Genomic DNA, 21,492 nt, shown 5'->3' on the forward strand with positions numbered 1-21,492 from the left:
ACTCCGAAAGTGGCTGTAGCCCCACCGGGCATCCGCCAGAAGAGGAGAACCGACATGTCCACCGATCTTCCCGGCGTGACCACACGCCGGGCCTCCCTCCCCGCCCGCATCGGGCTCGTCCTCGCCGTCGTGCTCGCCGTCCTCAGCATCATCACGTGGGTGCCGCAGTTCTCCGACGGCCCCGTCCTCGCGGGCGTGGTCGTCGCGGTCGACCTGACCACGCTCGTGGCCCTCCCGTTCGCCTGGCGCGGCGCACTGGGGGCGCGGGTCGTCGTGATCGTGACGCGGGTGCTCTCCGCGCTGACCGGACTGCCGGCGTTCTTCATCCCCGACATCCCCGCCCAGGCGGTCATGGTGGTCTCGGCAGGGATCCTGCTCTCCCTCGTCGTCGCCGTGCTCCTGCTCATCGGGCCGAGGTCGGCTCGATGAGCGACCAGTCGCTTCCCGGCATGCCAGCCCGCGCCCGGCGTGACTCGCGCACGCTGGGCCGGGTGACGGCGGCGTTCCTCATGCCGATCGGCCCGGCCTGCGTGGCCGTGATCCGGTTCGTCATCCCGGGCTGGTCCGGCGACGTGGGAGCCGATGTCGCCGCCCACCCCGACGCACAGCGGTTGGCGCTGATCCTCGGTATCCCGGCGCTGTTCACCCTCCTGCCCGGGGCGTACGCGGCCCTGCGTCTGGGGCGCCGCCACCGGCCCATCCTGACCGCGTGGACCGCCGCGTTTCTCATCCCGGGCTATCTCGGTATGACCGTCCTTGGAGCGAACGACTACGGGGTGCTGGCGGCGACCGACATCGGCCTGGATCCGAAGACCGTGACCCGGCTGAGTGACGAGATCTTCGGCCTGAGCGCGATCCCCGGCCTCGTCTTCGTGGTGGGCCACATCGTGGGCACGCTGCTGCTCGGAGTCCTCGCCTACCGGGCCAGGCTCACCCCTCGGCCGGCGGCGATCGCGTTGACGTTCTCACAACCACTGCATCTGACGGCCGTCATCCTCAACATCTCCTGGATGGACCTCACCGCCTGGGGAGCCACGGCGGTGGGCATGGCGTTCCTCGGCGTTCGGATTCTGCGCACCCCCGATGAGGAGTGGGACCTGCCGGCGCTCCCGGTCTCCGCATCGCGGTCCAGAAGTGTGCCGACGTCCACGGGCTGAGACGTGATCAAGGGCCTCATGCCGCTCGCGCGGTGGCGGCATGAGGTTCGTCCATCGGGTGGCGACCCGATGGGGCGCCGACCGCGGTAGGCCGAGAAGATCCACGAGGGCGCTCCTAACGGTCTGGTATCAGGCCTTGACCCACCTTTAGGCGGGGTGCAATGTCACATCCCACAAATGTGACGAGAAGAGGCGCGAATGCACAAGGCCTACGGGACGACCCTCGCGGCTGTCATGGCGTCGGCGGCCCTGCTGACCGCGGGGTGCGGGCAGGGACTGCTCAGCGGCGACCCCGGTTCCGGCGAGAAGAAGAACGAGCCGATCGTGCTCGGCATGCTGATCCCGCAGTCGGGCAGCGAGGCGGCGATCGGCCCCTACATGAGCAACGCCGCCCAGCTCGCGGTGGACGAGATCAACGCCAAGGGTGGCGTCCTCGGCCGCACCCTGGAGCTGAAGACCGCCGACGACGCGTGCGACCCGCAGACCGCGGCAGCCGGGGCGAACAAGCTGGTCACCGAGGGCATCCGGGTCTCGATCGGCGGGTACTGCTCGGGCGCGACCCTCCCCACGCTGCCGATCTTCGCCAAGGCCGGCATCCCGATGATCATCCCGGCGGCGAACTCGCAGGAGCTCGTCGACCAGAAGCTCAAGAACGTCTTCCTGATCAATGGCACCGGCACGCAGCAGGCCGCGGCGGCCGCCTCGTGGATGGCCAAGGACGGCGCCACCAAGGTCGCGCTCATGCACGACAACACCAGCTACTCCAAGGACATCGCGGTGCGCACCCAGACCCTGCTCGACGAGCCGGGCGGCCCGGAGACCGCGATCCTGGAGGCGGTCACGCCCAAGGAGAGCGACTACAGCGCCAACATCACCAAGGTGCTAGCCAAGAAGCCCGACTACGTCTACTGGACCGGCTACTTCCAGGAGGGCGGCCTGATCGCCCGACAGCTCCGCCAGGCCGGGTACAAGGGCAAGATCATGGTCGGCGACGGCTCGGTCTCGCCGAAGCTGATCGAGATCGCCGGTCCCGAGGCCGCCACCGGCCTGTACGCGACCATGACCCAGACGCCGGACACGCTCAAGGGCGCCGAGAACTGGATCGCCGACTACAAGAAGAAGTTCGGCACGGACCCGGGCCCGTACTCCAACCAGGCCTACGACGCGGTGCGGCTCGCCGCCGAGGCGGTCACCAAGGCGGACGGCACCGACGGGCAGAAGGTCATCTCGGCGCTGGAGGCGATCGACGGCTTCTCGATGTTCTCCGGGCCGCTGAAGTTCACCCCCGAGCACACGCTGAGCACCGGTGGTTTCCAGATCCTCGTCGTCAAGGACGGCAAGTTCGCCCTCCAGGACGACCTCCAGTGACCTCCAGGGAATCGTGACATGTCACAACTGGTCTGGAACGGGCTGTTCGTCGGTTCGTTCTACGCGCTCGTGGCGCTGGGCTACAGCATGGTCTACGGGATCATCAAGCTGCTCAACTTCGCCCACGGCGACCTGTACATGCTCGGCGCGTTCGTCGGCTTCGCCGTCCTCGGCGCGGCCGGCGGCGTGTCGGCCGCGATGGCGCTGCCGCTGCTGCTGCTCGTCCTCATGCTCACCATGGGCGTCACCGGCCTGGCCGGGGTGGCGCTCGAACGGGTCGCCTACCGGCGGCTCCGCGGCGCGCCCCGGCTCTCGCTGCTGATCACCGCGGTCGGCGCGTCCTTCGCCCTGGAGTACGGCATGCGCGCCGCCGCGGGCGCCGACCCGCGCGTGTACCCGGTGCGGCTCGGCGGCACCACGCTGGAGGTCCTCGGCGCGCGGGTCACGCTCCAGCAGCTCACCCTGGTGGCCGTGGCCGTTCTCCTCATGATCGGCCTCAACCTGCTCGTCACCCGCTCCCGCGAGGGACGCGCCATGCGGGCCGTCGCGCTCGACCCCAAGGCCGCCGCGCTCATGGGCATCGACGTGGACGCCATCATCTCCCGGACCTTCTTCCTCGGCTCCGCCCTCGCCGGAGCCGCCGGGGTCATGGCCGGGGCGCACTACGGAAAGATCGACTTCATGATGGGCTTCCTGATCGGCCTCAAGGCGTTCACGGCGGCCGTCATCGGCGGCATCGGCAACATCCCCGGCACCATGCTCGGCGGGCTGCTCCTCGGCCTGCTCGAATCGTTCGGCACCTTCTGGCTCGGCGGCGAGTGGCGGGACGTCTTCGCCTTCGGCGTGCTCATCCTGTTCCTGACCGTGCGGCCGACCGGCCTGCTCGGCGAACGCGTCACGGAGCGGGTGTGACCGGGCCGGGCGAGGGCGCGCCCCTCGCTGAGGCCGCCCCGGAAGCGGCGCCGGCGCCTCGTGCGGGTCGCCGCGGGGCGGGCCCCCGCTCGATCGCGTCCCGGCTGATGGAGAACCGGTGGGCCGGGCTGGCCGGGCTCGCGGTCGCCCTGCTCGCGCCGTTCGTCAACGCCACGCCGTACGCGCTGTCGGTGATGACCAGCGCCGCGATCTTCGTGATGCTGGCGGCCGGGCTCAACATCGTCGTCGGTTACTGCGGCCTGCTCGACCTCGGGTACATCGCGTTCTTCGCGGTCGGCGCGTACACCAGCGGCGTGCTGTCCACCCGCCTCGGCCTGCCGCTGATCGCCACCCTGCCCGCCGTCCTGGTCGTCACGGTGATCGCCGGCCTGGTGATCGGCGCCCCGACCCTGCGGCTGCGCAGCGACTATCTCGCGATCGTGACGCTCGGCTTCGGTGAGATCATCCGCGTCACCGCGACCAACCTCGACGTCACGGGAGGGCCCTCGGGGATCTACGGCATCCCCGGGCTTACCGGGGGCCCGGTGTCCTTCTACTACCTGACCGTGCTGGTCGTCGCGGTCGCCGTGGTCGGCGCCGCCCGGCTGGGCCGCTCCCGCCTGGGCCGGGCGTGGCGGTTCGTCCGCGAGGACGAGGACGCCGCCGAGGCCATGGGCGTCCACACCTACAAGGTCAAGATGGCCGCCTACGTGGCCGGCGCGATCTGGGGCGGCCTGGCCGGGGTCCTGTTCGGCGCGCACCTGTCGGCGGTCTCCCCGGGCAGCTTCACGTTCCTGCAGTCCGCGCTGGTGCTGATGGCGGTCGTGCTCGGCGGCATGGGATCCATCAGGGGCGTCGTCGTCGGGGCGGTGGTCGTCAGCCTCCTGCCCGAACTGCTGCGCGACCTCGCCGACTACCGGTACGTGGCCTTCGGCGTCCTGTTGATCATCGTGATGCTGGTGCGGCCGCAGGGCCTGTGGCCGGCCAGGCCCGGGGAGGTCCCCAAGTGAACGCCCCGCTGCTCTCCGTCGAGGGCCTGCGGCTCGCCTTCGGCGGCGTGCTCGCCATCGACGGGCTCACCTTCGCCGTCGGCGAGGCCGAGATCGTCTCGGTGATCGGCCCCAACGGCGCGGGCAAGACGTCCGCGTTCAACTGCGTGACCGGCTTCTACCGGCCCACCGCGGGATCGGTGCGGCTGCGTGGGCGCGACATCACCGGCCTGCGCCCCTCGGCGGTGGCCGCGCTCGGCGTCGCCCGCACGTTCCAGAACCTGCGGCTGTTCGGCGAGATGTCCGTCCTCGACAACGTCCGCGCCGGGACCCACCTGCGGATCAGGCAGAACGTCCTCGACGCGCTGCTGCACACCCCGCGCTACCGCAGGAGCGAGCAGGAGAGCACAGAGCAGGCCCACCACTGGCTCGACTTCGCCGGCTTGCGCGGCGACCGGTACGGCCCGGCCCGGGCCCTGCCCTACGGCGAGCAGCGCCGGGTGGAGATCGCCAGAGCGCTCGCCCGCCGTCCCGACCTGCTGCTGCTCGACGAGCCCGCCGCCGGGCTCAACCACACGGAGAAGGCCGAGATGCTCGACCTCATCCGCCGCATCCGCGAGCAGGGCGTCGCGATCGTCCTGATCGAGCACGACATGGGGCTGGTGATGGACGTCTCGCAGCGCGTGGTCGTGCTCAACTTCGGGCGGGAGATCGCCGACGGGCCCCCGGACGAGGTGCGGCGCGACCCCGAGGTCGTCGAGGCGTACCTCGGCCGGGACGCCGACGAGGCCGAGATCGAGCAGGCCAGGGCGAGCGTGGCGGGAGGACGCGATGGCGGCGCTTGAGATCGACGGGCTGGACGTCCACTACGGCGGTGTTCACGCGCTGCGCGGGCTGTCGCTGACGGTCGGGGAGGGCGAGGTCGTCGCCCTGCTCGGCAACAACGGGGCGGGCAAGACGACCACCCTGTCGGCGGTGTCGGGGCTGGTGCGGCCCAGCGCGGGCCGCATCGCGTACGAGGGCCGCGACATCACCGGCGCCAAGCCGAGCGCGATCGTCCGGCTCGGGCTGGTCCACGTCCCCGAGGGACGGCGCGTTTTCAGCACCCTCAGCGTCCACGACAACCTCCTGCTCGGCGGGTACGCGGTGCACGACCAGGCCGAGGTCAGGCGGCGGATCGACCGCGTGTACGGCCTGCTGCCCCGCCTGGCCGAGCGCGCCGGCCAGCAGGGCGGCACCCTCTCCGGCGGCGAGCAGCAGATGCTCGCCATCGGCCGCGCGCTGGTCACCGGCCCCCGCCTGCTGCTGCTCGACGAGCCGTCCATGGGCCTCGCCCCGCTCGTGGTCGCCGCGGTCATGGACGTGATCAGGGAGATCAACGCGGAGGGGACGGCGGTGCTGCTGGTCGAGCAGAACGCCAGGGCCGCCCTGAAGATCGCGCACCGCGGGTACGTGATCGAGAACGGGGCGTGCGTCGTGACGGGAACCGCCGCCGAACTGCGCGACGACGCGCGGGTCGCCGAGGCGTATCTGGGAGGAAGCGTGCGATGAGAGCCGTATACGACGTTCGCACGATCGACTACCACACCGCGGGCGAGCCGTTCCGGATCGTCGTCTCGGGCGCGCCGCCGATCCCCGGCGCGACGGTGCTCGACCGCAGGACGGCCGCGTCCGCGCCCGAGGTGGACGCCGTACGGCGGCTGCTCTGCCACGAGCCGCGCGGCCACGCCGACATGTACGGCTGCTTCCTCGTCCCGCCCGATGTTCCGCCCGATGTTCCGTCCGATGTTCCGTCCGATGTCCCGTCCGACGGTTCACCCGGCGGTTCCGCGCCGGCCGACCTCGGCGTGCTCTTCTGGCACAAGGACGGCTACTCCACGGCGTGTGGCCACGGCACCATCGCGCTCGGCGCGTACGCCGTGGAGTACGGCCTGGTCCCGGCCGCCGAGGACGGCGAGACGACCGTCGAGATCGACGTGCCGTCGGGCCGCGTGCAGGCCCGGGTGCGCCGCGCGGGCGGCGTGGTCGAGGCGGTGACGTTCCGGAACGTGCCGTCCTACGTCGTCGCCAGGGACGTGCCCGCCTGCGGCGTCACGGTGGACATCGCGTACGGCGGCGCGATCTACGCCTCCGTGCCGGCCGCCGCGTTCGGCCTCGCGGTGACCCCTGAGGACCTGCCCGCCCTGATCGCCGCCGGCCGGTCGGTCAAGGCCGGGCTGGAGGGGCACCCGGCGGCGCGGCACCCCGCCGACGACCGGCTCTCCGGGATCTACGGGGTGATCTTCTACGACGATCTCGGGTCCGCCGGCGACCGGCACCACCAGCGCAACGTCACCGTCTTCGCGGACGGCGAGGTCGACCGGTCGCCCTGCGGGTCGGGCACCGCCGCGCGGCTGGCGTCGCTCGCCGAGGGACGTCCCGATCCCCGGGCGGTCACTCTCCGGCACGAGGGCGTCGCGGGCGGCGTGTTCCTGGCGAGCGTGGCCGCGGTGACGGAGGAGGCCGGACGCCCGGCGATCGTCCCGGAGATCGAGGGCACCGCGTTCCGCACCGGAGAGCACCGGTTCGTCCTCGACCCCCGTGACCCCCTCGGCCCCGGGTTCACCCTCCGATGAGACGCCGGCACGGCCGTGGGCAGCGGGAGAGCGAGACGGCGACGAGATGAGGAGGACGCCCGGATGAACGGCCTGCCCCACCTGGACGGCGACACGATCGACCGGCTCGTGCCTCCCGAGCGGGCCGTGGAAGCCCTGGAGGAGGCGCTGCGCGGCGGGCTCGACCCCGAGCAGGCCCCGCCGCGCCCGGTTGTCGACGTCCCGGCCGGGCAGTTCCTCCTCATGCCGGCGTCGTCCGGGGCGTACGCGGGCGTGAAGGTCGCCACGGTGGCCCCGGGCAACCCGGCGCGCGGGCTGCCCCGGATCCAGGCCCTCTACCTGCTGCTCGACGCCGCCACGCTCACCCCGCTCGCCACGATGGACGGCACCGCGCTGACCACGCTGCGCACCCCCGCCGTCTCGGCGCTCGCCGTACGGCGTCTCGCGCCGCCGGACGCCCGCTCGCTCGTCGTGTTCGGCTCCGGACCGCAGGCGTGGGGGCACGTGACGGCCCTGCGCGGGGTGCGCCCGGTCGAGGAGGTCACCGTGGTTGCCCGGGACCCGGACCGCGCGGCCGGGCTGGCGCGGCGGTGCGCCGCCGCCGGTCTGACCGCCCGCTCCCATCCGGCGTCAGACCCCTCCTGGCGGCGTGCGGTCGAGGAGGCCGACCTGGTCGCCTGCTGCACCACCGCGCGGACGCCGCTGTTCCCCGGCGGCCTGGTGCGCGACCGCGCGGTCGTGGTCGCCGTCGGATCGCACGAGCCGGACGCGCGCGAACTGGACGACGACCTCATCGCCCGCTCCGTCGTCGTCGTGGAGGCCCGTACGGCGGCCCTGGCGGAGGCGGGCGACCTGGTCGTCCCGTTGCGGGCCGGTAGGATCACGGCTGGCCACCTCGCCGGAAACCTCGCCGACCTCGTCGCCGGCCGGGTGGCGCCCGGACCGGGCCCCGCCGTCTTCAAGAGCGTGGGCATGGCCTGGCAGGACCTGGTGGTCGCCTCCGCGGCGTACGACGCGTGGACCGCCCGCGGGGAGATCTCCGGTGAGCACGAAAGAGGGTAGTGACATGGCGCCTTCGGCCGCGGACGGGCTCGGCCTGCCGCTGGTGGGCGAGCGGCAGAGCCTGCGCGAGCAGGTGGCGCAGGCGCTGCGGGACGCACTTGTCGCGGGCGAGATGCGGCCGGGAGTGGTCTACTCCGCGCCGGTGCTCGCCGCCCAGTTCGGCGTCTCCGCCACCCCCGTGCGGGAGGCGATGCTCGACCTGGCCAAGGAGGGCCTGGTCGAGGCGGTGCGCAACAAGGGCTTCCGGGTGACCGAGATGACCGACCGCGACCTCGACGAGATCACCGAGATCCGCCAGCTCATCGAGGTCCCGACGGTGGCCCGGCTGGCCGGCAGCCGCCCGGCCGCCGACTTCGAGGAGCTGCGGCCGGTCGCAGAGGAGATCGTCGCGGCGGCCCGGCGCGGCGACCTGATCGCCTACGTCAACGCCGACCTGCGCTTCCACCTGGGGCTGCTGAGCCTGGCCGGCAACGCCCACCTCGTCGAGGTGATCCGCGACCTGCGCGGCCGGGCCCGCCTGTACGGCCTGCGCGGCCTGGCCGAGCGCGGCATCCTGATCGACTCGGCCGGCGAGCACGTCGCCATCGTGGACGCCCTGGTCCGCGGCGACGCCGCGGCGGCCGAGCGTGTCATGAGCCACCACATCCAGCACGTACGCGGCATCTGGGCGGACAAGCCGGAAAGCAGGCCCGGGACCCGGCCGGCCCCGGAAGAGCCGGAGGCGTAGCGGCCCCGGGGCGGCTCAGCCGGAGCGGGTCGCGCCGATCGAGGCGATGACCACACAGCCGATCGCCGCCCACTCGCGTACCTGCAGGAACTCCCCGAGCACGAAGAGGCCGACCAGCGCGGCGACGGCGGGTTCGAGACTCATGAGAATGCCGAAGACCCGCTTCGGCATCCTCCGCAGCGCCTCCAGCTCGATCGAGTACGGGATGACCGAGGAGAGCAGCCCGACCCCGGCCCCCACGAGCAGGATCTCCGGGCGCAGCAGGTCGGCGCCGCCGGAGGCCACCCCGACGGGGGCGACGGCGATCGTGGCGACGACCATGGCGAGCGCCAGCCCGCTCGACCCCGGGAACCGGGCGCCGGTGGCGGCCGACAGCAGGATGTAGGCGGCCCACATGGCGCCCGCGAGCGCGGCGAACCCGATGCCCACCCAGTCGGCGCCGTCCGCCTGGCCCCACGGGGCGAGCAGGACCACCCCGGCGGCGGCCAGCGCGACCCACAGCAGGTCGACCCGCCGCCGCGACGCCACGACGGCCACGGTGAGCGGCCCGATGAACTCGATCGCGACCGCGATGCCCATGGGCAGCCGGGCCAGCGCCTCGTAGAAGGACAGGTTCATGAAGCCGAGGCTGAGCCCGAAGGCCACGCCGACGGCGAGGTCGCGCCGGGTGAGCCCCCTCAGCCGGGGCCGGGCGACGGGCACGAGGATGACCGCGCCGATCGCGATCCGCAGGAACACCACGGCGGACGGCGGCAGCTCGGCGAAGAGGTTCTTGGCCAGCCCGGCCCCGACCTGCACCGACAGGATCGCGAGCAGCACCAGTCCCGGCGGCGGGATCGAGTCCGACGCCGCCCGCAGCAGCGCCCCTGGGCGCATCCCGCCGCGCCCCATACGGAACGGTCCGGCCCGGTACGGCTCCGCCGCCCCCCACACGGGTTCAGCCGTCATCCGGCCGCCACCTCCCAAACGTCCGCCGTACGCCTCGAAGACGGCGCCGGCCACTCGACCCGAGCGTCAGGAACCTATCGCCCCGGCCCGCGCCGCGCCGCACCGAGGTGGGCCCCGGCGGGCGTCACTCCCAGCGGAAGGTGCGGGAGGCCACCGCGAGCGTGACCACGGCCCATGCCACCAGCACGAGCACCGGACCGGCCGGGAAGCCGCCGCCGGAGGCGAGCACCGACCGCATCCCGTTCGTCAGCGCGGTGATCGGCAGCAGCTCCAGGATCGGGCGTACGCCTTCGGGGAACCTGGCGACGGGGAAGACGACGCCACCCAGTCCCAGCAGGACGAGGTAGACGAGGTTGGCCGCCGCGAGCGTGGCCTCGGCCCGGAGCGTGCCCGCGATCAGCAGGCCCAGGCCGCTGAAGGCGGCGGTGCCGAGCACGATCAGCAGCGCGATCCAGAGCGGGTCTCCGTGCGGGGACCAGCCCATGGCCAGCGCGACGACGCAGATCACCGCGACCTGGATGACCTCCACGCCCAGGACGGCCACGGTCTTGGCGAGCAGCAGGCCGGGCCGGGAAAGCGGGGTGGCCCCGAGCCGCTTGAGCACGCCGTACCGCCGTTCGAACCCGGTGGCGATGGCCTGGCCGGTGAACGCGGTGGACATGACGGCGAGCGCGAGGACGCCGGGCGTGACGAAGTCGACCCGGGACCCGGACACGTTGATCAGCGGCGCCCGCGAGAACCCGACGAGCAGCAGCACGGGGATGATCAGGGTGAGCAGCAGCTGCTCGCCGTTGCGGAGCATGGCGCGCATCTCCGCCCCCGCCTGCGCCAGCACCATCCGCGACAGCGGGGCCGCGCCGGGCCGGGGGGTGAAGTCGAGCGTCGTGGTCATCGCGTGGTCCGATCGGAGTGGGCCGGGCGGGCCGCGCCCCAGGTGGGGCGGGTCATCGCAGCTCCCGGCCGGTGAGTTCGAGGAAGACGTCTTCGAGGGTGCGCCGCTCGATGCTGAGGTCCTCGGCCGTGACGCCCTCGCTGGCGCACCAGGCGGTGACCGTGGCGAGCAGACCGGGGGCGACCTGCCCCTCGATGATGTAGTGCCCGGCGGGCGACTCCTTGGCGGCGCTCCCCTCGGGGAGGGCGCCGAGCAGCTCGTCGAGGTTCAGCCCCGGGCGGGCCCGGAACCGGAGCTGGCGCTCGGCGCCGGTCAGCGTGGCGGGAGTCCCGGCGGCGACGACCCGACCGTGGTCGATGATGATCACCTGGTCGGCGAGCTTCTCCGCCTCGTCCATGTAGTGCGTGGTGAGGACGACCGAGACCCCGGCCTCGCGCAGGCCGGTGACCACGTCCCAGCAGGCGTACCTGGCCTGGGGGTCGAGGCCCGCCGTGGGCTCGTCGAGGAAGACCAGCTCGGGCCGCCCCACGATCGCCCCGGCCAGCGACAGCCGCTGCTGCTGCCCGCCGGACAGCCGCCGGTACGGCGTGCGCGCGTGCTCGGAGAGGCCGAGCCGGTCCAGGAGCGCGGCGGGGTCGAGCGGGTGGGCGTGGAACCGGGCCATGAGGCGCAGCCACTCGCCGGCGCGCATCGCGGGGGGCACGCCGCCGGACTGGAGCATCACGCCGACCCGGGCCTTGAGCGACCGGTCGGACGGGTGGAGGCCCAGCACGCGCACCTCGCCGCCGTCGGCGTGGCGGAAACCCTCGCAGATCTCGATGGTGGACGTCTTCCCCGCCCCGTTGGGGCCGAGGATCGCGGTCACCCGGCCGCGCGCGCAGGACAGCGTCAGGCCGTCGATCGCGGTGGTGCGGCCGTAGCGCTTGACGAGGTCGCGCACCTCGACCGCGGGCGTGCCGTCGGCGCCCGGCGCGGGTCGCGTGTTCGCGGCGTCCGGCATCATGGTTCTCCTGCCTGCCGTCCGCACCATGGCAGACGCGGGGGATCGCAGTGGCCGGCAGTCCCCACGCTCCCGGCCTCCCCCCAGCCAGATGGGACACACTTCTTGACGAGACGAGTCTAGGGAGGCGGCGGGGTGCCCGGGCCGCCGGAGCCCTGTTCGCGCGCGCCGTCGGCCGTCCCCGGGCGCCGGGCGGGCAGTGTTAGGTAAGCCTACCCTGCGTGACTAATTGCATTCCGGACGGTTCCGGCCTTCGTTTGTGGCGAGGGAAGCAATTACGGCACACTGATGTTGTGAAATACGTGCCCGGGAAGACGAACGTCGAGGAGGCCGCGGTGACGCGGCTTTCCGGCGTGCCCGGCAGCACAGCCGAGAGCAGGGCCGAGATCGCGGTGGGAAGCGCGCTGTCCGCCGAGCGTGGCACGCGGGCGCGGGTCGCGCGTCTCATCCTCGAACACGGTCCGGTGACCGCCGCCGACCTGGGCGAACGGCTGGGGCTCACCCCCGCGGCCGTCCGCCGCCACCTGGACGCGTTGCTCGCCGACGGGATGATCGCACCCCGTACGGCGAGGCCGCGCGGCCAGCGGGGCAGGGGGCGGCCGGCCAAGCTGTTCGCGATCACCGACGCGGGCCGCAGCGCCTTCGTCCACGCGTACGACGACCTGGCGGGCAGCGCGTTGCGCTTCCTGGCCGAGCGGCTCGGAGACGAGGCCGTGTCCGAGTTCGCGCGGGCACAGGTCGCCGGCTTGGTCGACAGGCTGGAGTCGGTCATGCGCGAGGTCCCCGCCGACCAGCGGATCCGCGTGCTGGCCGAGGCGTTGTCCGCCGAGGGCTACGCCGCCTCCGCGACGGAGACGGCCATAGGAGGCGAGCAGCTCTGCCAGCACCACTGCCCGGTCGCGCACGTCGCCGCGAAGTTCCCGCAGCTGTGCGAGGCCGAGACGGAGGCGTTCGGGCAACTGCTCGGCACACCGGTGCAACGACTGGCCACGATCGCCAACGGTGACGGGGTCTGCACCACACACGTGAGTTCTCACGCGCTGGCCGTACGGCACGCGCGCAGTCATGAAACGACGAGCAAGGAGACCGGAAGGTGACTCTCACCGACCGCCCGGAGCTGGAAGGCCTCGGGAATTACAAGTTCGGCTGGGCCGACTCGGATGTGGCCGGTGCCGCGGCCCGCCGTGGCCTGTCCGAGGAGGTCGTCCGCAACATCTCCCAGCTCAAGAACGAGCCGGAGTGGATGCTCGACCTGCGCCTCAAGGGCCTGCGGCTGTTCGGGAAGAAGCCGATGCCGACGTGGGGCTCGGACCTGTCCGGCATCGATTTCGACAACATCAAGTACTTCGTCCGGTCCACGGAGAAGCAGGCCGCCTCCTGGGACGAACTGCCCGCCGACATCAAGAACACCTACGACAAGCTCGGCATCCCCGACGCGGAGAAGCAGCGCCTGATCGCGGGCGTGGCCGCCCAGTACGAGTCGGAGGTCGTCTACCACAAGATCCGTGAGGACCTTGAGGAGAAGGGCGTCATCTTCGTCGACACCGACACCGGCCTGCGCGAGCACGAGGACATCTTCAAGGAGTACTTCGGCTCGGTGATCCCGGTCGGCGACAACAAGTTCGCCTCGCTGAACACCGCGGTCTGGTCGGGCGGCTCCTTCATCTACGTGCCGCCGAACGTGAACGTGGAGATCCCGCTCCAGGCCTACTTCCGGATCAACACCGAGAACATGGGCCAGTTCGAGCGGACCCTGATCATCGTGGACGAGAACTCCTACGTCCACTACGTCGAGGGCTGCACCGCGCCGATCTACTCGTCCGACTCGCTGCACTCGGCGGTCGTCGAGATCATCGTGAAGAAGAACGCCCGCTGCCGGTACACGACCATCCAGAACTGGTCGAACAACGTCTACAACCTGGTCACCAAGCGCGCCGTGGCGTACGAGGGCGCGACCATGGAGTGGATCGACGGCAACATCGGCTCCAAGGTCACGATGAAGTACCCGGCGGTCTACCTGATGGGCGAGCACGCCAAGGGCGAGACCCTGTCGGTGGCCTTCGCGGGTGAGGGCCAGCACCAGGACGCCGGCGCCAAGATGGTGCACCTCGCGCCCAAGACGTCGAGCACGATCGTGTCCAAGTCCGTCGCCCGCGGCGGCGGCCGCACGTCCTACCGCGGCCTCGTCCAGATCGAGGAGGGTGCGGCCGGGTCGGCGTCCACGGTGAAGTGTGACGCGCTGCTGGTGGACCAGATCAGCCGCTCCGACACCTACCCCTACGTGGACGTCCGCGAGGACGACGTGTCGATGGGGCACGAGGCGACGGTCTCCAAGGTGTCCGAGGACCAGCTCTTCTACCTGATGAGCCGCGGCCTGAACGAGGACGAGGCGATGGCGATGATCGTGCGCGGCTTCGTCGAGCCGATCGCCAGGGAGCTCCCGATGGAGTACGCCCTGGAGCTGAACCGCCTGATCGAGCTGCAGATGGAAGGGGCCGTCGGCTGATGGGTCTGGAAACGATGCCGGTGTCCAAGCTCCACGCGGAGTCGTCGTACGACCCGGCCGACTTCCCGGTGCCGACCGGCCGCGAGGAGGAGTGGCGGTTCACGCCGCTGTCCCGCCTCAAGGGGCTCCACAACGGCACGGCCGCGCCCACGGGCAACGTCGTGGTCGAGGTGGACGCCGCGCCCGAGGTGACCGTGGAGACGGTCGGCCGCGACGACTCCAGGATCGGCGCCGCCTACGTGCCGTCCGACCGGGTCAGCGCTCAGGCGTACGCCTCGTTCGAGAAGGCGACCGTCATCACGGTGCCCCGGGAGGTCGTGGCCTCCCGGCCGACCGTGATCAACGTGCGCGGCCTCGGCGAGGGCGCGGGCCACGGGGCCACCTACGGCCACATCGTGGTCCGGGTCGAGCCGATGGCGCAGGCGGTGCTGGTCCTCGACCACACCGGCGGCGCGGTCTACGCCGACAACGTCGAGTTCGCGGTCGGCGAGGGCGCGACCCTCAAGGTCGTCAGCCTGCAGGACTGGGCCGACGGCGCCGTCCACGTCTCCCACCACCACGCGCAGCTCGGCAAGGACGCGACGTTCCGGTCCTTCGTGGTGACCCTCGGCGGCGACCTCGTACGGCTCTCGCCGTCCGTGTCGTACACCGCTCCGGGCGGCGACGCCGACCTGACCGGGCTCTACTTCGTGGACGCCGGGCAGCACCTGGAGCACCGCCTCTGGGTGGACCACGGGGTGCCCAACTGCCGCAGCAACGTGACCTACAAGGGCGCGCTGCAGGGCGACGGGGCGCACGCCGTGTGGATCGGCGATGTGATCATCCGGGCCGAGGCCGAGGGCACCGACACCTACGAGCTCAACCGGAACCTCCTGCTCACCGACGGCGCCCGCGCCGACTCGGTGCCGAACCTGGAGATCCTCACCGGCGAGGTCGCCGGGGCGGGCCACGCCTCCGCCTCCGGCCGTCTCGACGACGAGCACATCTTCTACCTGCAGGCTCGCGGCATCCCGTACGACGAGGCCCGCCGTCTCGTGGTGCACGGCTTCTTCGCCCAGCTCCTGGAGAAGATCGAAGTCGAGGAGATCCGCGAGCGGGTGCTGTCCGCAGTGGAGGCTGAGCTCGCGCGATGAGTTTCGAGAAGGTCTGCAAGGTCAGCGACATCCCCGACGACGGCGCCCTGGGCGTCGAGGTGGGGGACATCCCGGTCGCGCTCGTCCGCACCGGCGGTGAGGTCTTCGCGCTGCACGACGTGTGCTCGCACGCGGAGGTGAAGCTGAGCGAGGGCGAGGTCTACGACCACACCCTGGAGTGCTGGCTGCACGGCTCGTGCTTCGACCTGCGCTCCGGCAAGCCCACCGGCCCGCCCGCCACCAAGCCCGTGAACGTCTACCGAGTCAAGATCGACGGCGATGACGTGTACGTCTCGCTCTCGAAGGAGTAATACGTGTCAACCCTTGAGATTCGTGACCTGCACGTCGCCGTGGGCGACAAGGAGATCCTGCGCGGCGTCAACCTGACCGTCAGCGCGGGCGAGACGCACGCGATCATGGGGCCGAACGGCTCCGGCAAGTCCACCCTCGCGTACGCGATCGCCGGTCACCCGAAGTACACCATCACCTCGGGCGCCGTGCTGCTCGACGGCGAGGACATGCTCGCCATGTCGGTGGACGAGCGGGCCCGGGCCGGCCTCTTCCTCGCGATGCAGTACCCGGTCGAGGTGCCCGGTGTGAGCGTCTCCAACTTCCTGCGCTCCGCGGTCACCGCCGTGCGCGGCGAGGCCCCCAAGCTGCGCGAGTTCGCCAAGGACCTGAAGAACGGCATGGACGCCCTGTCCATCGACCCGGCGTTCGCGCAGCGCAACACCAACGAGGGCTTCTCCGGCGGCGAGAAGAAGCGGCACGAGATCCTCCAGCTCGAGCTCCTCAAGCCGAAGATCGCCGTCCTGGACGAGACCGACTCCGGCCTCGACGTCGACGCCCTCCGCGTCGTCTCCGAGGGCATCAACCGGTTCCGCGACACCGGCGACACCGGCGTGCTGCTGATCACCCACTACACCCGCATCCTCCGCTATGTGAAGCCCGACTTCGTGCACGTCTTCGCCGGCGGCCGCATCGTCGAGGAGGGCGGCCCCGAGCTGGCCGACAAGCTGGAGGACGAGGGTTACGAGTCCTACGTGAAGGCGTCCGCGTAATGAGCGTTCCGAGCTTCGACGTGGAGAGGGTCAGGAAGGACTTCCCGATCCTCTCCCGCGAGCTGCCCGGCGGCCGGCCGCTGGTCTACCTCGACTCGGGCAACTCCTCCCAGAAGCCCGCCCAGGTGATCGACACCATGCGCGAGCACCTGGCCCAGCACTACGGCAACGTCGGCCGGGCGCTGCACGCGCTCGGCAGCGAGTCGACCGAGGCGTACGAGGCGGCCCGCGACAAGATCGCCGCGTTCGTGGGCGCGTCGTCGCGAGACGAGATCGTCTTCACCAAGAACGCCTCCGAGGCGATCAACCTGGTCGCGTACGCCTTCGGCAACCCGATCAACACCGACGAGCGGTTCCGGGTCGGCCCCGGCGACGAGATCGTCATCACGGAGATGGAGCACCACTCCAACATCGTGCCGTGGCAGCTCCTCGCCCAGCGCACGGGCGCGACGCTGCGCTGGTTCTCCGTCACCGACGAGGGCCGTCTCTCCCTGGACAACCTCGACGAGCTGGTCAACGAGCGCACCAAGATCGTCTCGATCGTCCACCAGTCGAACGTGCTCGGCACGGTCAACTCGATCTCGCCGATCCTGGCCCGGGTCCGCGAGGTCGGCGCGCTGATGATGATCGACGCCTCGCAGTCGGTGCCCCACCAGCGGGTGGACGTGGCCGACCTCGACGTCGACTTCGTCGCCTTCACCGGGCACAAGATGCTCGGCCCGTCCGGCATCGGCGTGCTGTGGGGCCGCCGCGAGCTGCTCGAGGCCATGCCGCCGTTCCTCGGCGGCGGCGAGATGATCGAGGCGGTCTGGATGGACCACTCGACCTACGCCCCCGTGCCGCACAAGTTCGAGGCCGGGACGCCGCCGATCGTCGAGGCCGTCGGCCTCGGCGCCGCGGTCGACTACCTGACGTCGATCGGCATGGACGCGATCAAGCAGCACGAGCGGGAGCTCACCGGTTACACCCTCGACGCGCTGGGGGAGATCCCCGGCCTGCGGATCGTCGGCCCGCGCACCGTCATCGCGCGCGGCGGCACGGTCTCGTTCACCCTTGAGGGTATCCACCCGCACGACGTCGGCCAGATCCTGGACGACGTGTTCGGCATCGCCGTACGGGTAGGACACCACTGCGCCCGGCCGCTTCACCTGCGGTTCGGAATTCCCGCGACCACTCGGGCGTCGTTCTACCTGTACAACACGACGGCCGAGGTCGACGCTCTGGTCCGCGGCCTCCACCATGTCCAGAAGGTGTTCGGCTGAGCCATGATCGCTGAATCCATGTACCAGGAGCTCATCCTGGAGCACTACAAGCACCCGCAGGGCCGCGGGCTGCGTGAGCCGTTCGACGCAGAGGTGCACCATGTGAACCCGACCTGCGGCGACGAGGTCACGCTGCGGGTGAAGCTGGGTGACGGCGGCAAGGTGCTGGACGTCTCCTACGACGGACAGGGCTGCTCGATCAGCCAGGCGGCGGCCTCCGTGCTGCACGAGCTCGCCACCGGCTCCACGATCGAGGAGTCCCTCTCGGTGGTCGACGAGTTCACCCGGCTCATGCAGGGGCGGGGCCAGGTCGAGGCCGACGAGGACGTGCTCGGCGACGCGGTCGCCTTCGCCGGAGTGGCGAAGTTCCCCGCCCGGGTCAAGTGCGCGCTGCTGTCCTGGATGGCCTACAAGGACGCCGTGCTGCGGAGCCAGGCGTGACCCCTCGAACGAACGTAAGGAGGATGGCGTGAGCAAGCCGACCGAGACCCCCACGGCGACGTTCGACGGAGATACCTCCCTCGACGACGTCCTGGAGGCACTGAAGGACGTCGTGGACCCCGAGCTGGGGATCAACGTGGTCGACCTCGGCCTGATCTACGGGGTCAACCTCGACCCCGCCGGCGAGGGCGAGCGGCCCATCGCCACGGTGGACATGACGCTGACCAGCGCGGCCTGCCCGCTGACCGACGTCATCGAGGACCAGGCCAACTCGGCCCTCGCCGACCTCGTGTCCAACGTCGTGATCAACTGGGTGTGGCTCCCGCCGTGGGGCCCGGACAAGATCACCGACGAGGGTCGCGAGCAGCTCCGGATGCTGGGCTTCAACGTCTGACCGGACTTTCCACGGGCCGACCCCGGGCTTCCCGGCCGGGGGTCGGCCCGTTCCCGTGCCGCCGGGCGCGAGCCACCGTCGCGGTGTCCCGCACGCGGGTGGAGCCTCCTCGGGAGAACGCGCGTGACCGTGCCGGGCGGGGTCGTCACCGTGATGTTGGTGGCTGAGGGAATGGTGTAGGGTTGCATCTCGTTATGCCCGAAGCGACTTGAATGACGGTGTCCGTGACAAGGCCGCTCGTATCCATGCGGGTGACCTGCACGACTGCGGGAACACCGAGGTCGCCGGATTGACCGTGGTGCCGCACCACGCGAGGCGCGCATCACGCGACGCCACCGCCTGACGCAGGGGCCTGCCCGCCGCATCGCTTGGCGGCGCCGGACTTTGTGTCCGTCCAGGAAACGATCCTGGCAGCCCCGACCATGAACACCCCTGCGTACGAATGAATGAAGTACGGCGCCGCCGTACCTGTCCTGGCTCGTCCTTTCGCAGAAGTGACGCGCCCCCGTGTTTCGACACGTCGACTTCGATGAAAGGCACGAACCTCGTGACCATGCTTGACGCTGGCCATGTTTCCCCCGCGTCCTCGCCCGAGGATGACACCGCCGCCTCGTCCGAGGCCGCCACCTCCTCCCAGATCTCCTCCGCGCCGTCCGGCGCCGCCGACTTCACGTCGCTCGGCCTGCCGCGGCCGCTCGTCTCCGGGCTGGCCAGGGAGGGCATCACCGAGCCGTTCCCCATCCAGAGCGCGGCGATCCCCGACGTTCTCGCCGGCCGCGACGTCCTCGGCCGGGGACAGACCGGCTCGGGCAAGACGCTCGCCTTCGGCCTGCCCACCATGGCCCGCGTCGCCGGGGAGCGCGCGCTGCCCAAGCGCCCGCGCGCCGTCATCCTCGTCCCCACCCGCGAGCTGGCCCTCCAGGTCGCCGACACTCTTGAGCCGCTGGGCCGGGGGCTGTCGCTGCGCACCAGGACCGTCGTCGGCGGCATGTCGATGGGACGGCAGATCGAGTCCCTGCGCCGCGGCGTCGAGATCGTCGTGGCCACGCCCGGACGCCTCACCGACCTCATGGAGCAGGGTGAGTGCTCGCTCGAGGACGTCCAGGTCACCGTGCTCGACGAGGCCGACCACATGTGCGACCTCGGCTTCTTCCCCGTGGTGAGCGCGATCCTGGACGCCACCCCCTCCGACGGGCAGCGGCTGCTCTTCTCCGCCACGCTCGACGGCGACGTGGACAAGCTCGTCCAGAAGTTCCTCACCGACCCGGTGACCCACTCGCTCGCTCCGGCGGCCTCGTCGGTGGCGACCATGGAGCACCACCTCTTCCAGGTCCACCGGGACGACAAGGTCGACGTGACCGCCGAGATCGCCAACCGCGAGGGCCGTACGATCCTGTTCGTGCGCACCCAGCACGGGGTGGACCGCGTCGTCAAGCAGCTCGCCCGCGTCGGCGTCCGGGCCGGCGGCCTGCACGGCGGCAAGCGGCAGAACCAGCGCACCCGCATCCTCGGGGAGTTCCGCGAGGGCAACGTGAGCGTGCTGGTCTGCACCGACGTGGCGGCCCGGGGCATCCACGTCGACGACGTCAGCCTGGTGCTCCACGTCGACCCTCCGATGGACCACAAGAGCTACCTGCACCGCGGCGGCCGTACGGCCCGCGCGGGTGAGAGCGGCAGCGTCGTGACGCTCGTCATGCCGAACGAGCGCCGCTCCACCGACGCGATGACCCGGCGCGCGGGCATCACGCCGTCGCGGCACCGGGTGCGCCCCGGCGACGAGGTGCTCGCCGAGGTCGCCGGCGCGCGGCAGCCCAGCGGCGAGGCGATCCCCGTGTGGGAGCCCGACGTGCGCAAGCCGCTGCGGCAGCGCCGCGAGGGCCCGGCCGGCGAAGGCCGTCCGCGCCGCTTCGGCGACCGCAGGGAGCGCCGGTTCGACCGCGACGACCGCCCCGCCCGCGACGGCGAGTACGGCGGCGGGTACAGGGGTCGGCGCGACGAGGACGGGAACTCGTTCCGCGAGGACCGCGAGCGCCGTCCGTTCCAGAACGACCGTGACGGCCGTGCCTTCCGTGGCGGCCAGGAGGACCGGCCTTTCGGCGCGGACCGCGAGGTCGGTGAAGGCCACGAGCGCCGTGAGGGCCGTCCGTTCCGCGGTCACCGCGACGGCGGCGACCGCCCGTTCCGCGACGACCGCGAGCGCCGTCCGTTCCGTGACGAGCGTCAGGGCCGGGAAGGCCGCCCGTTCAGGGGCGACCGGGACGGTGGCGACCGCCCCTCCCGCGACGACCGTGACCGCTCCTCCCGGAACGATCGCGACGCTCGCCCGTTCCGCCGGGACCGCGACGGCGGCTCCTACCGAGGCGGCCGTGAGAGCGGCTCCTCCTACCAGGGCGACCGCCGCGGCCAGGGAGACCGTCCCTTCCGCGGGGACCGGGACGGCGGCTCCTACCGGGGCGAGCGTGACGGGCGCCGCGACGACCGCGGCTACCAGGGGGACCGCTCGCGTGGCTCCTTCGGCGAGGGCCGGGGCTCGTACGGCGGGTTCCGCGACCGGTCGCGCGGCCAGAGCGGGGAGGGCCGCTCCGAGCAGCGTGGCGGCTACCGGGACGGCGAGCGCGGCGGCCACCGCGACGGTCATGGCAACGGCGAGCGCGGCGGCCACCGCGAAGGCCACCGTGACGGCCACCGGGGCGAGCGCCGCCCGGACGGCCGCGGTGACTTCCGCTCCCCGCGCGGCGGTGGTTTCCGCCAGGGCGGTCGCCCCGGTGGGCGCCCCGGAGGCCACTCCGGCAACCGCTCCGGCCGCTGAGGCCCGATCCTCACGGCCGCGCGACGGTGCCGAGCCGGCGTGATCAGGGCAGTCTGGTCCGCCGGTGTCGAGATCGGTTCGGCGGCGATGCGGCACCTCCCAGGGCCGTCGAGTGACATGTGATCCGGCGAGCGCCGGTGTCCCACACGGGCACCGGCGCTCGCCGTTTTCCGGCCGACGGTTCCACGAGCCCGCGGACATCCGGGCCTGAGTCCATCAGGTAGGTTCCACGTCACC

Annotated in this window: 22 protein-coding genes; 19 read left to right on the top strand and 3 right to left on the bottom strand. The window is 71.8% G+C overall.

What is annotated here, in order from left to right:
* The first annotated feature begins 54 nt into the window (after positions 1–54).
* From AWQ68_RS07675 to AWQ68_RS07720, 10 genes are all read left to right on the top strand, one after another.
* Positions 55–429 carry a hypothetical protein gene (locus AWQ68_RS07675; RefSeq protein WP_066936895.1) on the top strand — a complete coding sequence of 125 codons (375 nt, stop codon included), beginning with the start codon at positions 55–57 and terminating at the stop codon, positions 427–429.
* Positions 426–1,157, top strand: coding sequence for a hypothetical protein (locus AWQ68_RS07680; RefSeq protein WP_066936898.1), 732 nt, complete (start codon positions 426–428; stop codon positions 1,155–1,157). Before AWQ68_RS07675 ends, AWQ68_RS07680 begins: the two co-directional genes overlap by 4 nt.
* Before the next feature lie 198 nt (positions 1,158–1,355).
* Positions 1,356–2,525, top strand: a complete 1,170-nt coding sequence (locus AWQ68_RS07685) for a branched-chain amino acid ABC transporter substrate-binding protein (RefSeq protein WP_066936901.1) — start codon at positions 1,356–1,358, stop codon at positions 2,523–2,525.
* Positions 2,526–2,543: 18 nt separating this feature from the next.
* On the top strand, positions 2,544–3,437 hold the full coding sequence (locus AWQ68_RS07690; RefSeq protein ID WP_066936904.1) for a branched-chain amino acid ABC transporter permease: 894 nt from the start codon (positions 2,544–2,546) through the stop codon (positions 3,435–3,437).
* A 107-nt stretch (positions 3,438–3,544) separates the two neighbouring features.
* Positions 3,545–4,447, top strand: a complete 903-nt coding sequence (locus tag AWQ68_RS07695; protein ID WP_066936907.1) for a branched-chain amino acid ABC transporter permease — start codon at positions 3,545–3,547, stop codon at positions 4,445–4,447.
* On the top strand, positions 4,444–5,271 hold the full coding sequence (locus AWQ68_RS07700; protein ID WP_066936909.1) for an ABC transporter ATP-binding protein: 828 nt from the start codon (positions 4,444–4,446) through the stop codon (positions 5,269–5,271). The genes AWQ68_RS07695 and AWQ68_RS07700 overlap by 4 nt, the downstream gene beginning before the upstream one ends.
* The gene (locus AWQ68_RS07705; RefSeq protein WP_066936912.1) at positions 5,258–5,977 is read left to right on the top strand and encodes an ABC transporter ATP-binding protein; all 720 of its coding nucleotides are present in this window, start codon (positions 5,258–5,260) and stop codon (positions 5,975–5,977) included. The genes AWQ68_RS07700 and AWQ68_RS07705 overlap by 14 nt, the downstream gene beginning before the upstream one ends.
* On the top strand, positions 5,974–7,041 hold the full coding sequence (locus tag AWQ68_RS07710; RefSeq protein ID WP_066936915.1) for a proline racemase family protein: 1,068 nt from the start codon (positions 5,974–5,976) through the stop codon (positions 7,039–7,041). Before AWQ68_RS07705 ends, AWQ68_RS07710 begins: the two co-directional genes overlap by 4 nt.
* Before the next feature lie 63 nt (positions 7,042–7,104).
* Positions 7,105–8,082: an ornithine cyclodeaminase family protein gene (locus AWQ68_RS07715; protein ID WP_066936918.1), complete on the top strand. Its 978-nt coding sequence runs from the start codon at positions 7,105–7,107 to the stop codon at positions 8,080–8,082.
* Positions 8,063–8,809: a GntR family transcriptional regulator gene (locus AWQ68_RS07720; RefSeq protein WP_245655797.1), complete on the top strand. Its 747-nt coding sequence runs from the start codon at positions 8,063–8,065 to the stop codon at positions 8,807–8,809. Before AWQ68_RS07715 ends, AWQ68_RS07720 begins: the two co-directional genes overlap by 20 nt.
* A gap of 15 nt (positions 8,810–8,824) precedes the next feature.
* Here AWQ68_RS07720 and AWQ68_RS07725 read toward each other — a convergent pair whose 3' ends face one another.
* The 3 genes from AWQ68_RS07725 to AWQ68_RS07735 form a co-directional block, all read right to left on the bottom strand.
* A complete protein-coding gene (locus AWQ68_RS07725) occupies positions 8,825–9,757 on the bottom strand; it encodes an EamA family transporter (RefSeq protein ID WP_066937684.1) in 933 nt (310 codons plus the stop codon).
* 124 nt (positions 9,758–9,881) lie between these two features.
* Positions 9,882–10,649 (bottom strand): ABC transporter permease, encoded by a 768-nt coding sequence (locus AWQ68_RS07730; RefSeq protein ID WP_066936923.1) that lies wholly within the window; start codon positions 10,647–10,649, stop codon positions 9,882–9,884.
* Between the two features lie 52 nt (positions 10,650–10,701).
* A complete protein-coding gene (locus AWQ68_RS07735; protein ID WP_373281508.1) occupies positions 10,702–11,652 on the bottom strand; it encodes an ABC transporter ATP-binding protein in 951 nt (316 codons plus the stop codon).
* A gap of 350 nt (positions 11,653–12,002) precedes the next feature.
* Between AWQ68_RS07735 and AWQ68_RS07740 the strand changes: the two genes are divergently transcribed.
* The 9 genes from AWQ68_RS07740 to AWQ68_RS07780 all read left to right on the top strand — a co-directional run bounded on the left by AWQ68_RS07740 (position 12,003) and on the right by AWQ68_RS07780 (position 21,255).
* The gene (locus AWQ68_RS07740; protein ID WP_066937689.1) at positions 12,003–12,746 is read left to right on the top strand and encodes a helix-turn-helix transcriptional regulator; all 744 of its coding nucleotides are present in this window, start codon (positions 12,003–12,005) and stop codon (positions 12,744–12,746) included.
* A complete protein-coding gene (gene sufB, locus AWQ68_RS07745; RefSeq protein ID WP_066936926.1) occupies positions 12,743–14,155 on the top strand; it encodes a Fe-S cluster assembly protein SufB in 1,413 nt (470 codons plus the stop codon). Before AWQ68_RS07740 ends, sufB begins: the two co-directional genes overlap by 4 nt.
* On the top strand, positions 14,155–15,288 hold the full coding sequence (gene sufD / locus AWQ68_RS07750; RefSeq protein ID WP_066936929.1) for a Fe-S cluster assembly protein SufD: 1,134 nt from the start codon (positions 14,155–14,157) through the stop codon (positions 15,286–15,288). Before sufB ends, sufD begins: the two co-directional genes overlap by 1 nt.
* Positions 15,285–15,599: a Rieske (2Fe-2S) protein gene (locus AWQ68_RS07755; protein ID WP_066936932.1), complete on the top strand. Its 315-nt coding sequence runs from the start codon at positions 15,285–15,287 to the stop codon at positions 15,597–15,599. Before sufD ends, AWQ68_RS07755 begins: the two co-directional genes overlap by 4 nt.
* Positions 15,600–15,602: 3 nt before the next feature.
* A complete protein-coding gene (gene sufC / locus AWQ68_RS07760) occupies positions 15,603–16,349 on the top strand; it encodes a Fe-S cluster assembly ATPase SufC (RefSeq protein WP_066936935.1) in 747 nt (248 codons plus the stop codon).
* On the top strand, positions 16,349–17,611 hold the full coding sequence (locus tag AWQ68_RS07765; RefSeq protein WP_066936938.1) for a cysteine desulfurase: 1,263 nt from the start codon (positions 16,349–16,351) through the stop codon (positions 17,609–17,611). Before sufC ends, AWQ68_RS07765 begins: the two co-directional genes overlap by 1 nt.
* A gap of 3 nt (positions 17,612–17,614) precedes the next feature.
* Positions 17,615–18,052, top strand: coding sequence for a Fe-S cluster assembly sulfur transfer protein SufU (gene sufU / locus AWQ68_RS07770; RefSeq protein ID WP_066936940.1), 438 nt, complete (start codon positions 17,615–17,617; stop codon positions 18,050–18,052).
* Positions 18,053–18,080: 28 nt separating this feature from the next.
* A complete protein-coding gene (locus tag AWQ68_RS07775; protein WP_066936943.1) occupies positions 18,081–18,446 on the top strand; it encodes a metal-sulfur cluster assembly factor in 366 nt (121 codons plus the stop codon).
* A gap of 553 nt (positions 18,447–18,999) precedes the next feature.
* The gene (locus AWQ68_RS07780) at positions 19,000–21,255 is read left to right on the top strand and encodes a DEAD/DEAH box helicase (protein WP_157545019.1); all 2,256 of its coding nucleotides are present in this window, start codon (positions 19,000–19,002) and stop codon (positions 21,253–21,255) included.
* Positions 21,256–21,492 lie beyond the last annotated feature (237 nt).

The organism is Microtetraspora fusca (assembly GCF_001570365.1).
In the GTDB taxonomy this organism is placed as follows: Bacteria; Actinomycetota; Actinomycetes; order Streptosporangiales; family Streptosporangiaceae; genus Microtetraspora; species Microtetraspora fusca.